We start from the raw sequence: 14,175 nt of genomic DNA, 5'->3' as shown, positions 1-14,175 counted from the left end.
GAATGGCGATCGCCAATCTGTTCTTATATATTGTGCGGCGTTTGAAGTAGCCACTTTCAAGACGTGCTTCGCCTCCTCCGCCTGCTTTCCTCCGATCTGTTCCGCTTCCGCGCGCTCGTCGCGGTGATCGCGCTCGCGGTGTTCCCGCACGCGCACGCCGCTTCCTACGTGACCAAACACTGCGACGACCTCGAAGGCAAGATGCTGCCCGCTTCGATCATCGGCCTGCCGACGCGCGGCGCGACGATCGTCTCCGCGTGGGTCGTGAAGGCGGCCGCGTCCGGCAACCGCAACGGCGAGTATTGCCGCATCACCGGCTTCATCAAGGCGCTGCAGGACACGACGCCCGACATCCGCTTCGAAGTGAACCTGCCGAGCCGCTGGAACGGCCGCGCGCTGCAGATGGGCGGCGGCGGCTACAACGGCACGATCGTCTCCGGCACCGATCCGATGCCCTTCGCGCCGGACTCCACGCCGCTCGCGCGCGGCTACGCGACCTTCGGCTCCGATTCCGGCCACGTCGGCAACGCGGGGCGCGCGGACTTCGCGGTGAACGACGAAGCCATCGTCAATTTCGGCTTCGGCCATCTGAAGAAAACGCGCGACGTGGCGCTCGCGCTCATTCAGATGGGCTACGGACGCGCGCCCGAGAAAACCTACTTCGCGGGCGGCTCGACGGGCGGGCGCGAGGGCTTCACGGTGATCGAACGCTTTCCGAACGACTACGACGGCGTGATCGCCAACGCGCCCGCGATCAACTTCTCCGGCGTGCGGCTGATGGGCGTGAAAGTCGGGCAGTCGTCGTATGCGAAGCCGGGCGGCTTCGTCGGGGTCGCGCAGCAGCGGCGCGTATTCGAGACCGTCGTGCACGAATGCGACCGGCTCGACGGCGCGGCCGACGGCATCGTGGGCAACGTGGAGGCGTGCAGGAAGCTGGAGCCGCAGATCATCGCGTCGCTGCGCTGCGCGAACGGGCAGCGTCCGTCACTGCGCGACAGCTGCCTGTCGGACGCGCAGCTCGACACCCTCGAAACGCTGCGCGACGGCCTCGATATGCCGTACCCGCTCGCGTACGGCGTGGAACGATATCCCGGCTACAACGTGTTCCAGGGCGTGGACTTCTCCGGCACGCTCGGCCTCGGCGATTCTCCGACGCTCCTCAATCCGCCGACCTTTGCCGCGAACGGCTACCTCTTCGCGCAAGGCGATGCGTATATCCGCCATTTCGTCACGCGCGATCTCACGTTCAGCTCGCTCTCGTTCGATATCGGCAATCCCGGCCGCTTCCGGCAGCGCCTCACCACGCTCGCGTACACCGTCGGCGCGATGAATCCGGATTTCTCCGCGTTCATCGCGCACGGCGGCAAGCTCATCGCGATGCACGGCCTGGCCGACGAAGTCATCAGCCCGAACCAGACGATCGCGTTCTATCGCGGACTCATCGAGCGCTACGGCAAGGACACCGTCGAGTCGTTCATGCGGCTCTACATGGTGCCGGGTTTTCAGCACGGCAACGGCGTGTTCATCCCGGCATGGGACGAACTCGGCGCGCTCGACGAATGGGTGAGCAACGGCGTCGCGCCGGAGACGCTCGTCGGCAGCGACATCGCACCCGCCACCAACGGACGCACCCGGCCGATATGCCGTTATCCGAACTATCCTCGCTACATCGGCAAGGGCAGCATCAATGTCGCGGCGAACTTCCGTTGCGTGGAGCCTTGAACGAGCCGTCCCGCCGCGAAAGCTAGAGCGCGTTCGCATGCCGGTTTGCGATGCGCGGCCAGTGCCTCGCGAGCCAGCGCCCGATCATGCCGCGCGGCTCGTCACGGTACGACGTGAGCGACACCTCGATCGCGTGATCGCTCTCCGACGACAGCCACACGCGCTCGCCGCGCGACAGGCGCACGACATCGCCGGGCTTCATCCAGTAGTCGTAGGGATCCTGATGACGCGTGAGCCACACCGATGCATCGGCGATGCGCAGCTCGGCATCGCGCGCGAGCCGCCACGACACCGTCTGATGCGGATGCACCTCGACATAGACCACGACGCGCGCGCCCAATCCACTCAGGCGGCCCGACGCCACGCCATGACGCGCGAATACTTGCGACACCTCTTCCATCCTTGCTCTCCATGTTGTGAGCCGAAGACGGAAGCTGGGCACGCAAAAACAAGAAGGCCCCGTCTTGCGGCGGGGCCTTCGGAATCGATTGCTTGCCTGTCTCGCTAGCGCACACGCAGTCCCGATGACCCGCCAAACATGGCGTGCATACGGTTTTTAATCGCGGCGATGGGGAGAATGAGGGCTGCGTGCATGTGTCGCAGTATCGTGTGGCGAGTCTCTGTTTGTCAATATCGAGATAGAGGCGCGATGCAAAAAACCCGGCGCAGGGCAGGCCTGCGCCGGGTTCGTTCGTGCCGCCATGTGCGAAGCGGACGCTTAGATGCCCGTATAACCCTGCGGCTTGGTCGCGTTGTTCTTCGCGACGTCCGCGTTGGTCGACACGATGTATTGCGGCGACTCGGTCAGCTTGAGCGTGATCGCGCCGTTCGTGTACGGCACGCTCGAGACGTTGCCCATCGCGTCGATCAGCTGCACCGTGCCGCTCGTGCCTGCCGCGTCAACGTTGAGCTTGTAGTTCGTGCTGTACGTCGTGCTGAAGGTGCCGTTCGAAGCGGGCCACACCGAGTTGTTGTGCGTCCACAGCGCGGTGATCACGCGGCCGTTGTTCAACTGCTGGAACGAGTACGCATACACGCCCGAGGGCAGGTTCTTCACGGGGCCGAGCGTCGTCGTGCCGTCGAGCACGCGCGTCATCGCGGCGACCTCCATCGCGGCCGGCTTCGGGCTGATGTTGGTCGTGCCGAATTCCGCCTGCGGATGGTCGAGGTCGAAGAACGTGCCGTAGCCCGCTTCGCCCGGGAAGTCCGGACCAAAGAAGACGTAGGTCTGATCCGCGCCTTCGCCGAGCAGGATGATGTGCGTGCGCGCCACCACCGCGCCCTGCGCGAAGAGAATGTTCGGCGTCGGATAGTTCGGGCCGTAGCTCGAGCCGACGTCATAGCTGATGCCCGTTTCCGTGACGAACAGCTTCATGTTCGGCTTGTAGTCCTTCGCCATCTCGGCGCGCAGGTTGCGCATCTCGTTCAGCAGCGAGTTGGCGGCGTCGGCCGGATCCGGATCGGTGTGATGACGCTCGGGCGGATGCGAGGGCGAGGTGCCCGCGTCGTAATAGCCGTGCGTCGCGATGCCGTCGAGATACTGCGCGAGACCGAGCGGCGCGAGACGCTTGAGGCGGTCCGTCGTGAGCGACGGGAACGGCTCGGCCGGACCCATCACCACCGCGCGCGGATCCTTCGAATGCAGGCCCTGATACGCGGCCTTGTAGAGCGCGACGAAGTTCGCGTCCGTGTCCTTCCACTGGATGTACGGCTCCCACGTCACCTGGTAGTAGTTCGCCGACATCGTCGGGTAGTACTTCGCGCGGATCGCTTCCGTTTCCTGGCCGACACGGGACATGTAGTTCGTGAAGTAGCTCAGGTCGGCGGGCGCGTACGCGTAGTCCGGATTCAGGCCGTGGCCGCTCGCCCAGCCGGGAATGCCGTCGAGGCGCACGAGGCGCATCACCTTGCCCGACGTGTAGAACGGGTCGAGGTTGTTCGCGCTCGGGTTGAACGTGTTGCGGCCGTTCGGCTCCATCACGGACATTTGCCGGTCGTCGATCGTCGACGTGATGCCGAGCGCCGCGAGCATGGTGCCGTTCTCGTTGAAGCCCTGCATGCCGAAGCGATGCTGCTCCTGCTTCGAATACGTGACCGCGGGAATCGCGCTCGACACGTTTGGCATCACGCCGAAGGTCGCGATGCCGTTGGGGCGCGTGCCCGCGGTCTGCACCTGGCCGCCGCCGTTGGCGAGCGTGGCCGACACCGCGAAGTAGCCGGCGAGGGTCGACGAGCAGGTGAGGGTGGTCGTCGTGGCGACGGCGGGCGCGGCGAAGCTGCCGCTCGCGACGGTCTTGCCGAGCGCATCGGCGATGCTCCACTTGAGCGTGTCGGCGGAGCCGGCGCGCGTCGTGATCGCCACCTTGAACTTGGTGTTGGTCGGGAACATGCGCGAGCCGTCGTCGCTCGGCGTATCGACGGTGATCTGGCCGTCACCGCCCGAAGCCGACGACCCTGCGGGCGACGAGCACGTGAGACGCAGGTTCGCGGTCGAGTTGGCGACCGCCTGCGTGGTCGCGGCGGCATCGTTCGCCAGCGCGGCGGAAGTCTGTGACGAAGGCGCGGACGTCGAGCCGCCGGCGTTCGACGCGCTGCCGGATGTCGTGCCGGACGTGTTGCCTGAGGCGCTGGCGTTCGACGGGCTGGATGCACTCGCCGCGTTCGTGGCCGAGGAGGGCGACGTGCCGTCGCCGCCGCCGCCGCAAGCAGCGAGAGCCAGCGCGAGCGTCGAAAGCAGGAAAGGATTCTTCTTCATCGTGTCATACGCACATGAACCGGACGCGTAAAGCAACGCCCGGCGACGCCATCGGGCATCGAGGGTTTTTGACGGACAGGCAGGGAACGGCGGAAGCCATCCGGCCAGGCTTTTTCGCGCGCGCCCCGCGATGTTCGACTCATCGAGCCGGAAAATGAGGGCGCAAACGTTCGCCCCGTCATTCGCAAGAAAGACGGAGAATTGCTGCGGGTCGAGACCACCGGGGGTGTCGGGCGCTGCCGGCGTACCGCGAAAATCGCTAGCAGCTACGCACACGCGACACAGTGCGCGCGCGAACGTTGTGTTAAGACAAGCTTCGGAGGCGAATCCTACTAGGAAAGAGCCGTAACGGTAAGTAATAGCGCGTAAGTACTTGTAACGTATGATAAATTCGGAAATTATCATAAGAATTTGCAAAACCCCGTCAGTATTGCCGATGCGCGCCTGACGGTTTAACTTGAACGGCGTTAAAAAAATTTTTCGGAGGTCGTCGTGGCTTATCTGCTACTCGTGATCGAACCGGTCGAACAGCGCGGTCAGCGCACGCAGGAAGAGGGGCGCGAGGCCTATCGTCGGATGGCGCAGTTTGCCGATGGATTAAAGGCGCGCGGGGTGCTGCGGGCGTGCGAATCGTTGACGTCGCTGAAGGACGCGGCGCGCGTCACGGGCGCCGACGGCAACGCCAGGATCATCGACGGACCGTTCGCCGAAGCCAAGGAGATGATTGGCGGTTTCTTCCTCATCGACTGCGAAACGCACGCGGAAGCGGTCGCAATTGCCGCCGAATGCCCGGCCGCGGCGTGGTGCACGATCGAAGTCCGCAAAGTGGGCCCTTGCTATTCCTGACCGGGTAGTTTCCCTGAATCGGTAAATTCGCGCCGCTTGTCGTGTCGATTTCCTCGCCCGCCGTTCGTCGTGCAATTGACGGCTGCGATCGAGCCTCGCATCGCAGACGCCGCCTTCCACTCTGGAGACATGCGCCATGCACAAGCAGATTTTCGTGAACCTGCCGGTTCGCGACCTCAAACGCTCGATGACGTTTTTCAAGGCGCTCGACATGAGCTTCGACCCGGCCTTTACGAACGACGACGCCGCGTGCCTCGTCATCGGCGAAAACATCTACGCGATGCTGCTCGTCGAGAAGTTCTTCCAGACCTTCACCGAAAAGCCGATCGCCGATGCGCACGGCAGCACCGAAACGCTCGTGTGCCTGTCGTGCGAGAGCCGGGCGGAGGTCGACGAGCTCGTCGCGAAGGCCGTCGCCGCTGGCGGGCGGGCGCCGCGCGAGCCGCAGGATCACGGCTTCATGTACGGCCACGGCTTCGAGGATCCGGACGGCCATATCTGGGAGCTCGTGCACATGAACCCGGAAGCGGCGTGAGCGGGCGCCAGGACAGGATCGGCGAGACCGGAGCCGCGGACGATGCCGCCCGGCGCGCCATCGACGCGGTATGGCGGATCGAGTCCGCGAAGGTGATCGCGAGCGTGGCGCGGGTCGTGCGCGACGTCGCGCTCGCCGAGGAGTTGGCGCAGGATACGTTCGTCGCCGCGCTGGAACACTGGAGCGAGACGGGCGTGCCCGAGAAGCCTGGAGCGTGGCTCATGACGACAGCTAAGAACAAGGCGCTCGACCGTCTGCGGCAGCATGCGCTGCACGCGAGGAAGCACGAGGAGTACGGACGCGATCTCGATGCGCAGGAAGCGCACGTCACGCCCGATTTCGTCGATGCGCTCGATGCCGCGCGCGAGGACGATATCGGCGACGATCTTTTGCGGCTCATCTTCACGGCGTGTCATCCGGTGCTGTCCGTCGATGCGCGCGCCGCGCTGACGCTGCGGCTGATCGGCGGCCTGACGACCGACGAAATCGCGCGCGCGTTTCTCGTGCCGGAGCCGACCATCGCGCAGCGCATCGTGCGGGCGAAGCGCACGCTGTCGGCGGCCCGCGTGCCGTTCGCGGTGCCGAAAGCCGACGCGCGCGCGGCGCGGCTCGGGTCGGTGCTCGAAGTCATCTACCTGATTTTCAACGAAGGCTATTCGGCGACCGCCGGCGACGACTGGATGCGCCCGGCATTGTGCGAAGACGCGTTGCGGCTCGGGCGCATTCTCGCCGAACTGATGCCCGACGAAAGCGAGGTTCACGGGCTGGTCGCGCTGATGGAGATTCAGGCGTCGCGCACGAAGGCGCGCGTCGACCGACAGGGCCGGCCGGTGCTGTTGCCGGATCAGGACCGCAGCCGCTGGGATCCGCTCCTGATCCGGCGCGGGCTCGCGGCCTTGCGGCGTTCCGAGGCGCTGGGCGGCGCCCGCGGCGTATACGCGCTGCAGGCGGCGCTGGCGGCGTGTCATGCGCGCGCGCCGAGCGCCGCCGACACCGACTGGCCGATGATTGTCGCGCTCTACGACGCGCTGATGCAGACCGCGCCGACACCGGTGGTCGAGCTGAATCGGGCGGTCGCGGTGAGCATGGCGTACGGGCCTGAGGAGGCGCTGCCGGTCGTCGACGCATTGCGCGACGCGCCCGCGCTCAGGAACTATCACTGGCTGCCGAGCGTGCGCGCGGATTTGCTGGCGAAGCTCGGACGCAAGGACGAGGCGCGCGCGGAGTTCGAGCGCGCGGCGTCGCTTGCGAAGAATGCGCGGGAGCGGGAGTTTTTGCTGGAGCGGGCTGGGGAGATGGGTTGAGGGGGTTGATTGGTGGGGGTTGGTTGCATGCGTTTGATATTTTACATAAGACAAATTAGCGCATTTTAGTTATGTAGCGGCTAAGTTGTAATGTCCGCTTTTAGCCAAGTTCAAATGTCCGCTTCGCGTTCATCGTAAGCTTGCCAGCCCGCTGGAGGTCCAGCTTCAGGAGCTTCGATGGCAGACGCAAGAGAACGGATAACAATGACGACGGGCGAACTGGACCGACTCAGAGTAATTCAGGCCGTGGCCGGGCGCCAACTCAAGCCAGGCTGTGCCGCTGAACGGCTGCGCTTGAGCGTGCGGCAGATCCAGAGGCTCGTATTGCGTTATCGGGCAGACGGCGCGGCTGGGCTGACGTCGCGCAAGCGCGGTCGCCCCGGGAATCGGCGACTGGATGTCGAGTTGGCCCGACGGGCGCTGACGATTATCCGAGACCGCTACGCTGACTTTGGCCTGACGCTGGCTGCCGAGAAGCTGCGGAATGCCACGGCATCCGGCTGGCAAAGGAAACGGTGACGAAGCTCATGTGCCTTTTGCAGCGACAAGGCCAGCGTGTTTCGCAGCGGCAGCCAGCAAGACCGGCAACGGCATGACCCATTTCGGCCGTGCGATGTACGAGCTGACCATCGACACGTTCTGCGCGAACAGCAGCTCGGCCAAGCGACGTGTCGAGCGTGCTCATCCGACACTGCAGGACCGCCTGGTCAAGGAGCTGCGGCTGCGCGGCATCAATACGGTAGCGCAACCAATGCGTATGCCCTCACCTTCATGGCGACCTATAACCCGCGTTTCGCGAAGCCACCGAACATTGTCGTAGCGCGGGAAGTTTTCGATCGCATGCGCGGCGATGATGTTGCCTGGCGCGGACGCCATCCCACGGCCCCGCCGCATTGCCCGTCCATCACCCGCAGCCGTCGAGCCAAGGAATAACCGGCGCCTGCTCACGGTCTTGTAGATGAGGCGCACTTAATGGGTGAGCGAAATGGACATCATCGACATGGCCCGGGCATCGGGATTGACAGTCATCCTCGATGGCAGAATCGGCCGCGAGGAATACCAGAGCGTATGCGGCCCGGTATCGGCGTTACAGCGGTTCGCCGAGACGCTACGTCAGTGCACGGCGAATCAGAATAGCTGCGCGCCGCATCGGTCATCAGCAGCCAGCCCGTCCGGCCGGTTACGCCGGCGCAATAGCGATCATGCGGGAATGGCCGGCGCCACGGCGGCGCCTGCTCGATGCATGCCGCGCAACAGTCATTGGAGCCTGAAGTGAGAAGCTCCGGCGATACGTCCGTCATACCCACGAGCTGAGGCTTCGGGTGCAATCCGTTCTGCGCCGTTTTCAGTTCGGGTCGGGCGTGGTGCTGTTGACTTATCTCTTTATGCACCTCGCCAATCACGCACTGGGAATCTGGTCACTCGAGCTTGCGGGGCGCGGTCTCGCAGTGGCGCTTCGGCTCTGGCGTAGCACACCCGGAACGATCGCACTGTACGGTGCGGCTTCGGTGCATTTCGCATTGGCGTTGCACACCATATACGGGCGCCGCCACTGGGCGCTGCCGCCCGCCGAATGGATCCGCCTCTGGGCAGGTCTCAGCCTGCCGCTTCTGCTCATCCGCCACGCGGTGACAACGCGGCTCGCGTCCGCGCTCTACGGCTTCGAGCCGAACTATGAACGCGTCGTCATCATGCTGCTCACCAGCGGCACGCAGGGCCTGCAACTTGCGCTGCTCGCCCCCGGCTGGGTGCACGGATGCCTCGGACTGTGGTTCCGCTTGCGCCACTATCCGCTGGCGTGGCGCATGAAGCCCGCGCTGCTTGCATTCGCGGCCCTGTTGCCACTGCTGTCCGCGGGCGGCTTTATCCGGATGATGCGAGCCGTCGAGACGAAGAACTTTCCGCTCCCGGCTCCCGATCCAAAGCTGCTTGCCCATCAACTCGCTCTGGCCGCGTGGCGTCACGACCTCGTCGCCCTCTACCTGGCTCTGATCGTCAGCGCGTTCATCGCAGGCCAATTGCACAACCGGCTTGAACGTCGAAGACCGTAGAAGAATCGCTGAATTCCTGATACGCCACGACAGCACGCGAGGTCGACTGCGCCGGCGCGGTCCACTGCCTGCTCACCTCGATCGGCTTCGACTTCCATCTGGTGCCAGGCGCACGATGAAGCAAGCCCTTCTTTCGGCTTGCATAGCCTCGTGCTAGGAATTGGCTCGGCCACCAGCCTCCGCCAGCAAGTCGTGCAATGTTCCTAACCGTTGCTTATCCTGAGCCGACAAGCCGGAACGCTCCAACAGTCGTTCAATTTGCGAGACCCAGTAGTCGAACCGAATCAGGCGCGGGCGCAGCGCCAGTACGCTCAGCGTTTTCTCCAGTTGGCCTATCTCGATCTTGATCGAATTCACGTTTCCCCCTCCTTGACGAGCTTTTCGAAGACCGCGAGCCGCATTGTCCATTCCGACGGAGCGAAAAGGCATGGTCTATTGCTTTCTCGCCGCAAACGTTAGCGCGGTCACAAGCGGCGTTACCATTCGGTCGCGCCTTGTCAGGATGACGGCGGCAAGATGGCTGTGGTTAATCGGTAAAAACCCTGAAAATGCTCAGGAAGGCGGACCGGCTGATCCAGCGAGGCCTGCTGCGGGTTCTGCAGCCCATAAATGTCCGATCGCAGTCTCCGGAGTGCACGCTGGCGTGATGAGGCGACCGCTGCGAATCAGCCCCTTCCGAGCGATGTCCCCACGAAACCCGCTCATGCGCACAGTTCGCGCAATACCCGACCCAGCACGGCCTCGACATCGCCCGGGCCGCCCTGCCCGCCCTGCACGGCCTGCTTGGCGTCGAGCGCCAGGCCCTGCTTCACGGCTTGCTCCAGCATGACGAGCAAGTCCGCGCGCGTGCGCTTGCCATCGATATAAGGCAGCAGCAGCTGGCCGGCCGCATCCAGGACGACGGGCTCGTGCCATACGTTGAACGTGTGCGAAATCTGACCTTCCGAACGATGCGCGGGATAGCTGCGAGCGGCATCCGTCAGGAACGGATTCTCCCTGAGCCGCTCGACCGGAGCGAGACGATAGCGTCCGAGCCCCTGAATCACGATGGCCTCGATGAGCGCGGTCAGCACCGAGTCGAGCACGTCGTCGCTCACGGCGCCGGCATCCCCGATACGCTCGCGCGCCGCATCGCGCAGCTGGCCGAAGCTCATCGTGAAAGGTGCGGCATGCATCAGGGCAAGCGCCGCGGCCTTCGACACCGCGTGATCGAGCACGATGACGCCACCCGCCGGCGTGCCGAACCGCTGAGGCGATTGATCGAAGCGCGCTTCGCCGTCCGCACAGACGAGCGACGCGGCGATGTGCAGCTTGCGCAGACGCGTCTCGTCCATGCGATACCGGATGTCGGCCTTGCGCTCGTTGTGCACGAGCAGGGTCGAGCGAAACGAACGGTCGCCGACGAAATCCAGATACTGCTCGAGCAGCACCTGATTGCCGTCGCACTCGGCGAGCAAGGGCCGCGCGACCTCGTCGCCGTAGTTGACGACGAACATTGCCATGGGATCGGCTTCCGCGACGTATGTCATGCCTTGAGCGTCGGCGCGCCCGACGAAATCCAGGAAATAGCAAGGCGTGTTGACGCTGGCGAGATAGTCGTGGGCGACGTAGTTCGCGTCGGCGCGGGCGATCGTCGCGTGATCCTGCTCGATCGCCTTCGCGAGCACGCTGCCGCCCCGCGCATGCGCGCGCAGGAAGTCGATCATGCCGCGCCCGAGCGCGAGCCGATTCCTGATGTCGCCGTCGCGGCCCGCGCGCAGCAGCATGGCATCGCGCACGATCTCGTGCGCCTTCCAGCCGGGATAGGTTTTATACGAGACGTACGCGACGCCCGTAGCCGAGAGATTCTCCCGGCAGATGCGCAGAATGGCCTGCCGAACGTCTTCCGGCACCCAGCTGAAGAGGCCGTGACAGACGATGTAGTCGAACTGGCCGAACGCCTTCGTGACCGACGTCAGGTCCAGCGCGCGCAGCTCGATGTTCTTGAGCTTCAACGCCGCGATGCGCCGGCGCCCTTCCTCGATCTGCACCTCGGACAGGTCGATGCCCACGACATGCGCCTTCGGATTGCGCACGGCGAAGGGAATCGCGTTGCCGCCCGATGCGCAGCCGAGTTCGAGCACACGCGCATTGCGCATATCCGGCGTATCGAGACCGAACAGATGCGCCACGGCCGCGAGATTCTCAGGCGCACTGTTGCTGTAGGCAAAAGAGTGATACGGAAAATCGTCATAGCTCTCGCGAATCTGCCGGGTGCTTTTTTTCATTTCGATATCCGAATTGATTGTTCGAATGGTGTCGTGTTTCGATGCGCCGTACCCACACGCTATGCAGACACGTTGCTTCTGGACAGTGTAAATGCTGGCCAGACGCAATTTGTCGAATTCCATGAATGCACCGCGCCAGCTTCGGCAACGCTCATGCCGCCGCCGGTGCATTACGCCGTCATCCGTCATGAACCGGCCGATCATTGCGTGAGCACATTGCATGGTTCGCAACGATCGGCGAGCCGCACGCAATTCGTTCATACTTGCCCCGAGGAACGAAGCACTTCATCTCACTTGCGCAATGCTTTCCAATATCGGAGACCCCACATGCACACCGTAGCCGCACGCGTCAGGCCCGACGAGCAGGTCGTCGCTTATCAGTTGCCGCAGGCCCCGTTCATGTCGAAGGATCTCGTGCACGGCGGCGTGATGACCGACTGGCTCGCCGACGACGATCTCTGGGTGCCCGCCACGTCCACCGTGTCCTTCAAGCCGCTGATCCTGAATGCGAGCCAGGGCTACTACGTCAACCTGCTGCGCGTGCGCGGCAGCGGCGTCGTGTCGCGTCATCGCCATAGCGGCGCCGTTCACGCGATGGTCCTCAAGGGCCGCTGGTACTACCTCGAGCACGACTGGGTCGCCGAGCAAGGCGGCTACGCGTTCGAGCCCGCGGGCGAAACGCACACGCTCTATGTGCCCGACGACGTGCCCGAAATGGTCACGTGGTTCCACGTGACCGGCGGCTATACATATGTCGATCCCCAGGGCATCGCACAGGGCTACGAGGACGTCTTCACCAAGATCGAAGCAACCCGCAAGCATTACGCGTCGCTTGGCCTGCCGGCTGAGCGCCTCGAAGCCATCATCCGGTGAGGAGTTCGCAAATGGCCTCTACCCTTCCTGCTTCGATGACCTATGTCGAGCACGGCGCGGGCGGCCCGCCCGACTGCATGCGGCTCGCAACGTGCCCACTGCCCACGCCGGGTCCCGACGACGTGCTGATCGAAGTCGCCTACGCCGGTGTGAATCGTCCGGACGTATTGCAGCGCGCGGGCTCGTATCCGCCGCCGCCGGGCGCATCGCCGCATCTCGGTCTCGAAGTGTCCGGACGCATCGCGGCGACGGGTGAACGCGTGACGCGCTGGCGGGTGGGCGACGAAGTCTGCGCGCTCGTGCCGGGCGGCGGCTACGCGCAGTACTGCGTCACCGACGCCTCGCTTTGCCTGCCCGTGCCGCGTGGTCTCACCTTGTTACAGGCGGCCGCGCTGCCCGAGACGTACTTCACCGTGTGGACCAACGTCTTCGAGCGCGGCCGGCTGGTTGCAGGCGAAACCTTCCTCGTGCACGGCGGCTCGAGCGGCATCGGCCTGACGGCGATCCAGCTCGCGCATGCGTTCGGCGCACGCGTCTTCACGACCGTCGGCAATGCGGAGAAAGCGCAGGCGTGCATCGCGGCGGGCGCCGAGCGCGCGATCGACTACCACAAGGAGGATTTCGTCGCCGTGACGGGCGAGCTCACCGACGGCCGCGGCGTGAACGTCATTCTCGACATGGTGGGCGGCGGCTACATCGAACGCAATCTGAAGGCGCTCGCGCTCGAAGGCCGGCTCGTGCAGATCGCGTTCCTCGAAGGCAGCCGCGTCACCATCGACACGATGCCCATCATGCTCAAGCGCCTCACCTTCACCGGCTCGACCTTGCGCGCACGCAGCGTCGAGCAGAAGGCCGCCATCGCCGACGCGCTGCGGGAGAAAGTGTGGCCGCTGCTCGAGGCGGGCCGCGCGCTGCCGGTGATTCACAGCGTGCTGCCGCTCGCCGAAGTGCGCGCGGCGCACGAACTGATGGAATCGAGCAGGCACATCGGCAAGATCATGTTGAAGCTGGGGGACGACTGACGTGCAGCACCGACAACGTGTGGTTGTGGTCACGGGCGGTGGCGGCGGCATCGGCGAGGCGATCGTCGAACGCTATGCACGCGACGGCGCGGCGGTCGGCATCGTCGATGCGAACGAGGACACCGGTGCGGCGCTCGCCGGGCGCCTGACCGATGCCGGCCTGCGGGCGCATTTCACCCGCGCCGACGTCGGCGATTTCGCCGCGTGCGAGGCCGCGTGCAGGTCGGTCGAAGCGGCGCTTGGGCCCATCGATACGCTCGTCAACAACGCGGGCATTTCGCCGAAGCACGCGGGCAAGCCGATGCCGATCTGGCAGATGGATCCCGCCGAATGGCGCCGCGTGGTCGACGTGAATCTCAACAGCGTCTTCAACTTCTGCCGCGTCGTCACGCCCGGCATGGTGGAGCGGCGCTTCGGGCGCATCGTGTCGATGTCGTCGGTGGCGGGCAAGGCGTATCTCGACATCGTCGCCGCCCACTACAGCACGACCAAGGCGGCATTGATCGGCATGACGCGGCATCTCGCGGGAGAGCTCGGGCCGCATGGCATCACGGTGAACGCGCTCGCGCCGGGACGCATCGACACGCCGCTCGTGCGCGGCGTCGCGCGCGAGGCGAACGAGAAGGTCGCGCGGGAGACGCCGCTGCAGCGCCTCGGCATGCCGGACGAAGTGGCGTCCGCGTGCCTCTTTCTCACATCGCAGGAGGCGTCGTTCATCACGGGACAGGTGATCGATGTCGCCGGCGGCTGGCTCATGACATGACGGCATGAAAAAAGCCGGAGACTGGCAACCCAGCGCT

At 64.8% G+C, this 14,175-nt stretch carries 13 protein-coding genes and 1 pseudogene; 10 read left to right on the top strand and 4 right to left on the bottom strand.

What is annotated here, in order from left to right:
• Window positions 1-63: 63 nt before the first annotated feature.
• Window positions 64-1,722 carry a tannase/feruloyl esterase family alpha/beta hydrolase gene (locus AWB83_RS07985; RefSeq protein WP_096059361.1) on the top strand — a complete coding sequence of 553 codons (1,659 nt, stop codon included), beginning with the start codon at window positions 64-66 and terminating at the stop codon, window positions 1,720-1,722.
• Window positions 1,723-1,744: 22 nt separating this feature from the next.
• Here the strand turns inward: AWB83_RS07985 and AWB83_RS07980 are convergent, their stop codons facing one another.
• Both AWB83_RS07980 and AWB83_RS07975 read right to left on the bottom strand, forming a co-directional pair.
• A complete protein-coding gene (locus AWB83_RS07980) occupies window positions 1,745-2,122 on the bottom strand; it encodes a DUF2917 domain-containing protein (protein ID WP_087044024.1) in 378 nt (125 codons plus the stop codon).
• A gap of 318 nt (window positions 2,123-2,440) precedes the next feature.
• Window positions 2,441-4,477, bottom strand: a complete 2,037-nt coding sequence (locus tag AWB83_RS07975; RefSeq protein WP_087044022.1) for a hypothetical protein — start codon at window positions 4,475-4,477, stop codon at window positions 2,441-2,443.
• A 492-nt stretch (window positions 4,478-4,969) separates the two neighbouring features.
• Between AWB83_RS07975 and AWB83_RS07970 the strand changes: the two genes are divergently transcribed.
• From AWB83_RS07970 to AWB83_RS07945, 6 genes and pseudogenes are all read left to right on the top strand, one after another.
• Window positions 4,970-5,323 (top strand): YciI family protein, encoded by a 354-nt coding sequence (locus AWB83_RS07970; protein ID WP_087044020.1) that lies wholly within the window; start codon window positions 4,970-4,972, stop codon window positions 5,321-5,323.
• Between the two features lie 136 nt (window positions 5,324-5,459).
• On the top strand, window positions 5,460-5,858 hold the full coding sequence (locus AWB83_RS07965) for a VOC family protein (protein ID WP_087044018.1): 399 nt from the start codon (window positions 5,460-5,462) through the stop codon (window positions 5,856-5,858).
• Window positions 5,855-7,162, top strand: coding sequence for an RNA polymerase sigma factor (locus AWB83_RS07960; RefSeq protein ID WP_208636726.1), 1,308 nt, complete (start codon window positions 5,855-5,857; stop codon window positions 7,160-7,162). Before AWB83_RS07965 ends, AWB83_RS07960 begins: the two co-directional genes overlap by 4 nt.
• Before the next feature lie 204 nt (window positions 7,163-7,366).
• Window positions 7,367-7,969 (top strand): annotated as a pseudogene (locus tag AWB83_RS37685) (helix-turn-helix domain-containing protein); the annotation flags it as partial.
• Window positions 7,970-8,147: 178 nt separating this feature from the next.
• The gene (locus tag AWB83_RS07950; RefSeq protein WP_087044016.1) at window positions 8,148-8,438 is read left to right on the top strand and encodes a hypothetical protein; all 291 of its coding nucleotides are present in this window, start codon (window positions 8,148-8,150) and stop codon (window positions 8,436-8,438) included.
• Window positions 8,439-8,484: 46 nt separating this feature from the next.
• Window positions 8,485-9,213, top strand: a complete 729-nt coding sequence (locus AWB83_RS07945; RefSeq protein ID WP_244197625.1) for a hypothetical protein — start codon at window positions 8,485-8,487, stop codon at window positions 9,211-9,213.
• 153 nt (window positions 9,214-9,366) lie between these two features.
• On the opposite strand, the gene AWB83_RS07940 is transcribed toward AWB83_RS07945, so the two are convergent.
• Both AWB83_RS07940 and AWB83_RS07935 read right to left on the bottom strand, forming a co-directional pair.
• The gene (locus AWB83_RS07940) at window positions 9,367-9,570 is read right to left on the bottom strand and encodes a hypothetical protein (RefSeq protein WP_244197624.1); all 204 of its coding nucleotides are present in this window, start codon (window positions 9,568-9,570) and stop codon (window positions 9,367-9,369) included.
• Between the two features lie 344 nt (window positions 9,571-9,914).
• Window positions 9,915-11,603 carry a methyltransferase regulatory domain-containing protein gene (locus AWB83_RS07935; RefSeq protein WP_143750028.1) on the bottom strand — a complete coding sequence of 563 codons (1,689 nt, stop codon included), beginning with the start codon at window positions 11,601-11,603 and terminating at the stop codon, window positions 9,915-9,917.
• Window positions 11,604-11,807: 204 nt separating this feature from the next.
• On the opposite strand from AWB83_RS07935, the gene AWB83_RS07930 reads away from it, so the two are divergent.
• Genes AWB83_RS07930 through AWB83_RS07920 form a run of 3 tightly spaced genes read left to right on the top strand, consistent with a single transcriptional unit; the run spans window position 11,808 to window position 14,138 of the window.
• Window positions 11,808-12,353, top strand: coding sequence for a 2,4'-dihydroxyacetophenone dioxygenase family protein (locus AWB83_RS07930; RefSeq protein ID WP_087044007.1), 546 nt, complete (start codon window positions 11,808-11,810; stop codon window positions 12,351-12,353).
• A 35-nt stretch (window positions 12,354-12,388) separates the two neighbouring features.
• Window positions 12,389-13,375, top strand: coding sequence for an NAD(P)H-quinone oxidoreductase (locus tag AWB83_RS07925; protein WP_208636729.1), 987 nt, complete (start codon window positions 12,389-12,391; stop codon window positions 13,373-13,375).
• Between the two features lies 1 nt (window position 13,376).
• On the top strand, window positions 13,377-14,138 hold the full coding sequence (locus tag AWB83_RS07920) for an SDR family oxidoreductase (protein ID WP_244197623.1): 762 nt from the start codon (window positions 13,377-13,379) through the stop codon (window positions 14,136-14,138).
• Window positions 14,139-14,175: the final 37 nt, after the last annotated feature.

The sequence above is a fragment of the Caballeronia ptereochthonis genome, assembly GCF_001545075.1.
In the GTDB taxonomy this organism is placed as follows: domain Bacteria; phylum Pseudomonadota; class Gammaproteobacteria; order Burkholderiales; family Burkholderiaceae; genus Caballeronia; species Caballeronia ptereochthonis.
The sequence above is the reverse complement of the archived record's forward strand: the minus strand, read 5'-3'. Positions and strand labels throughout refer to the sequence as shown.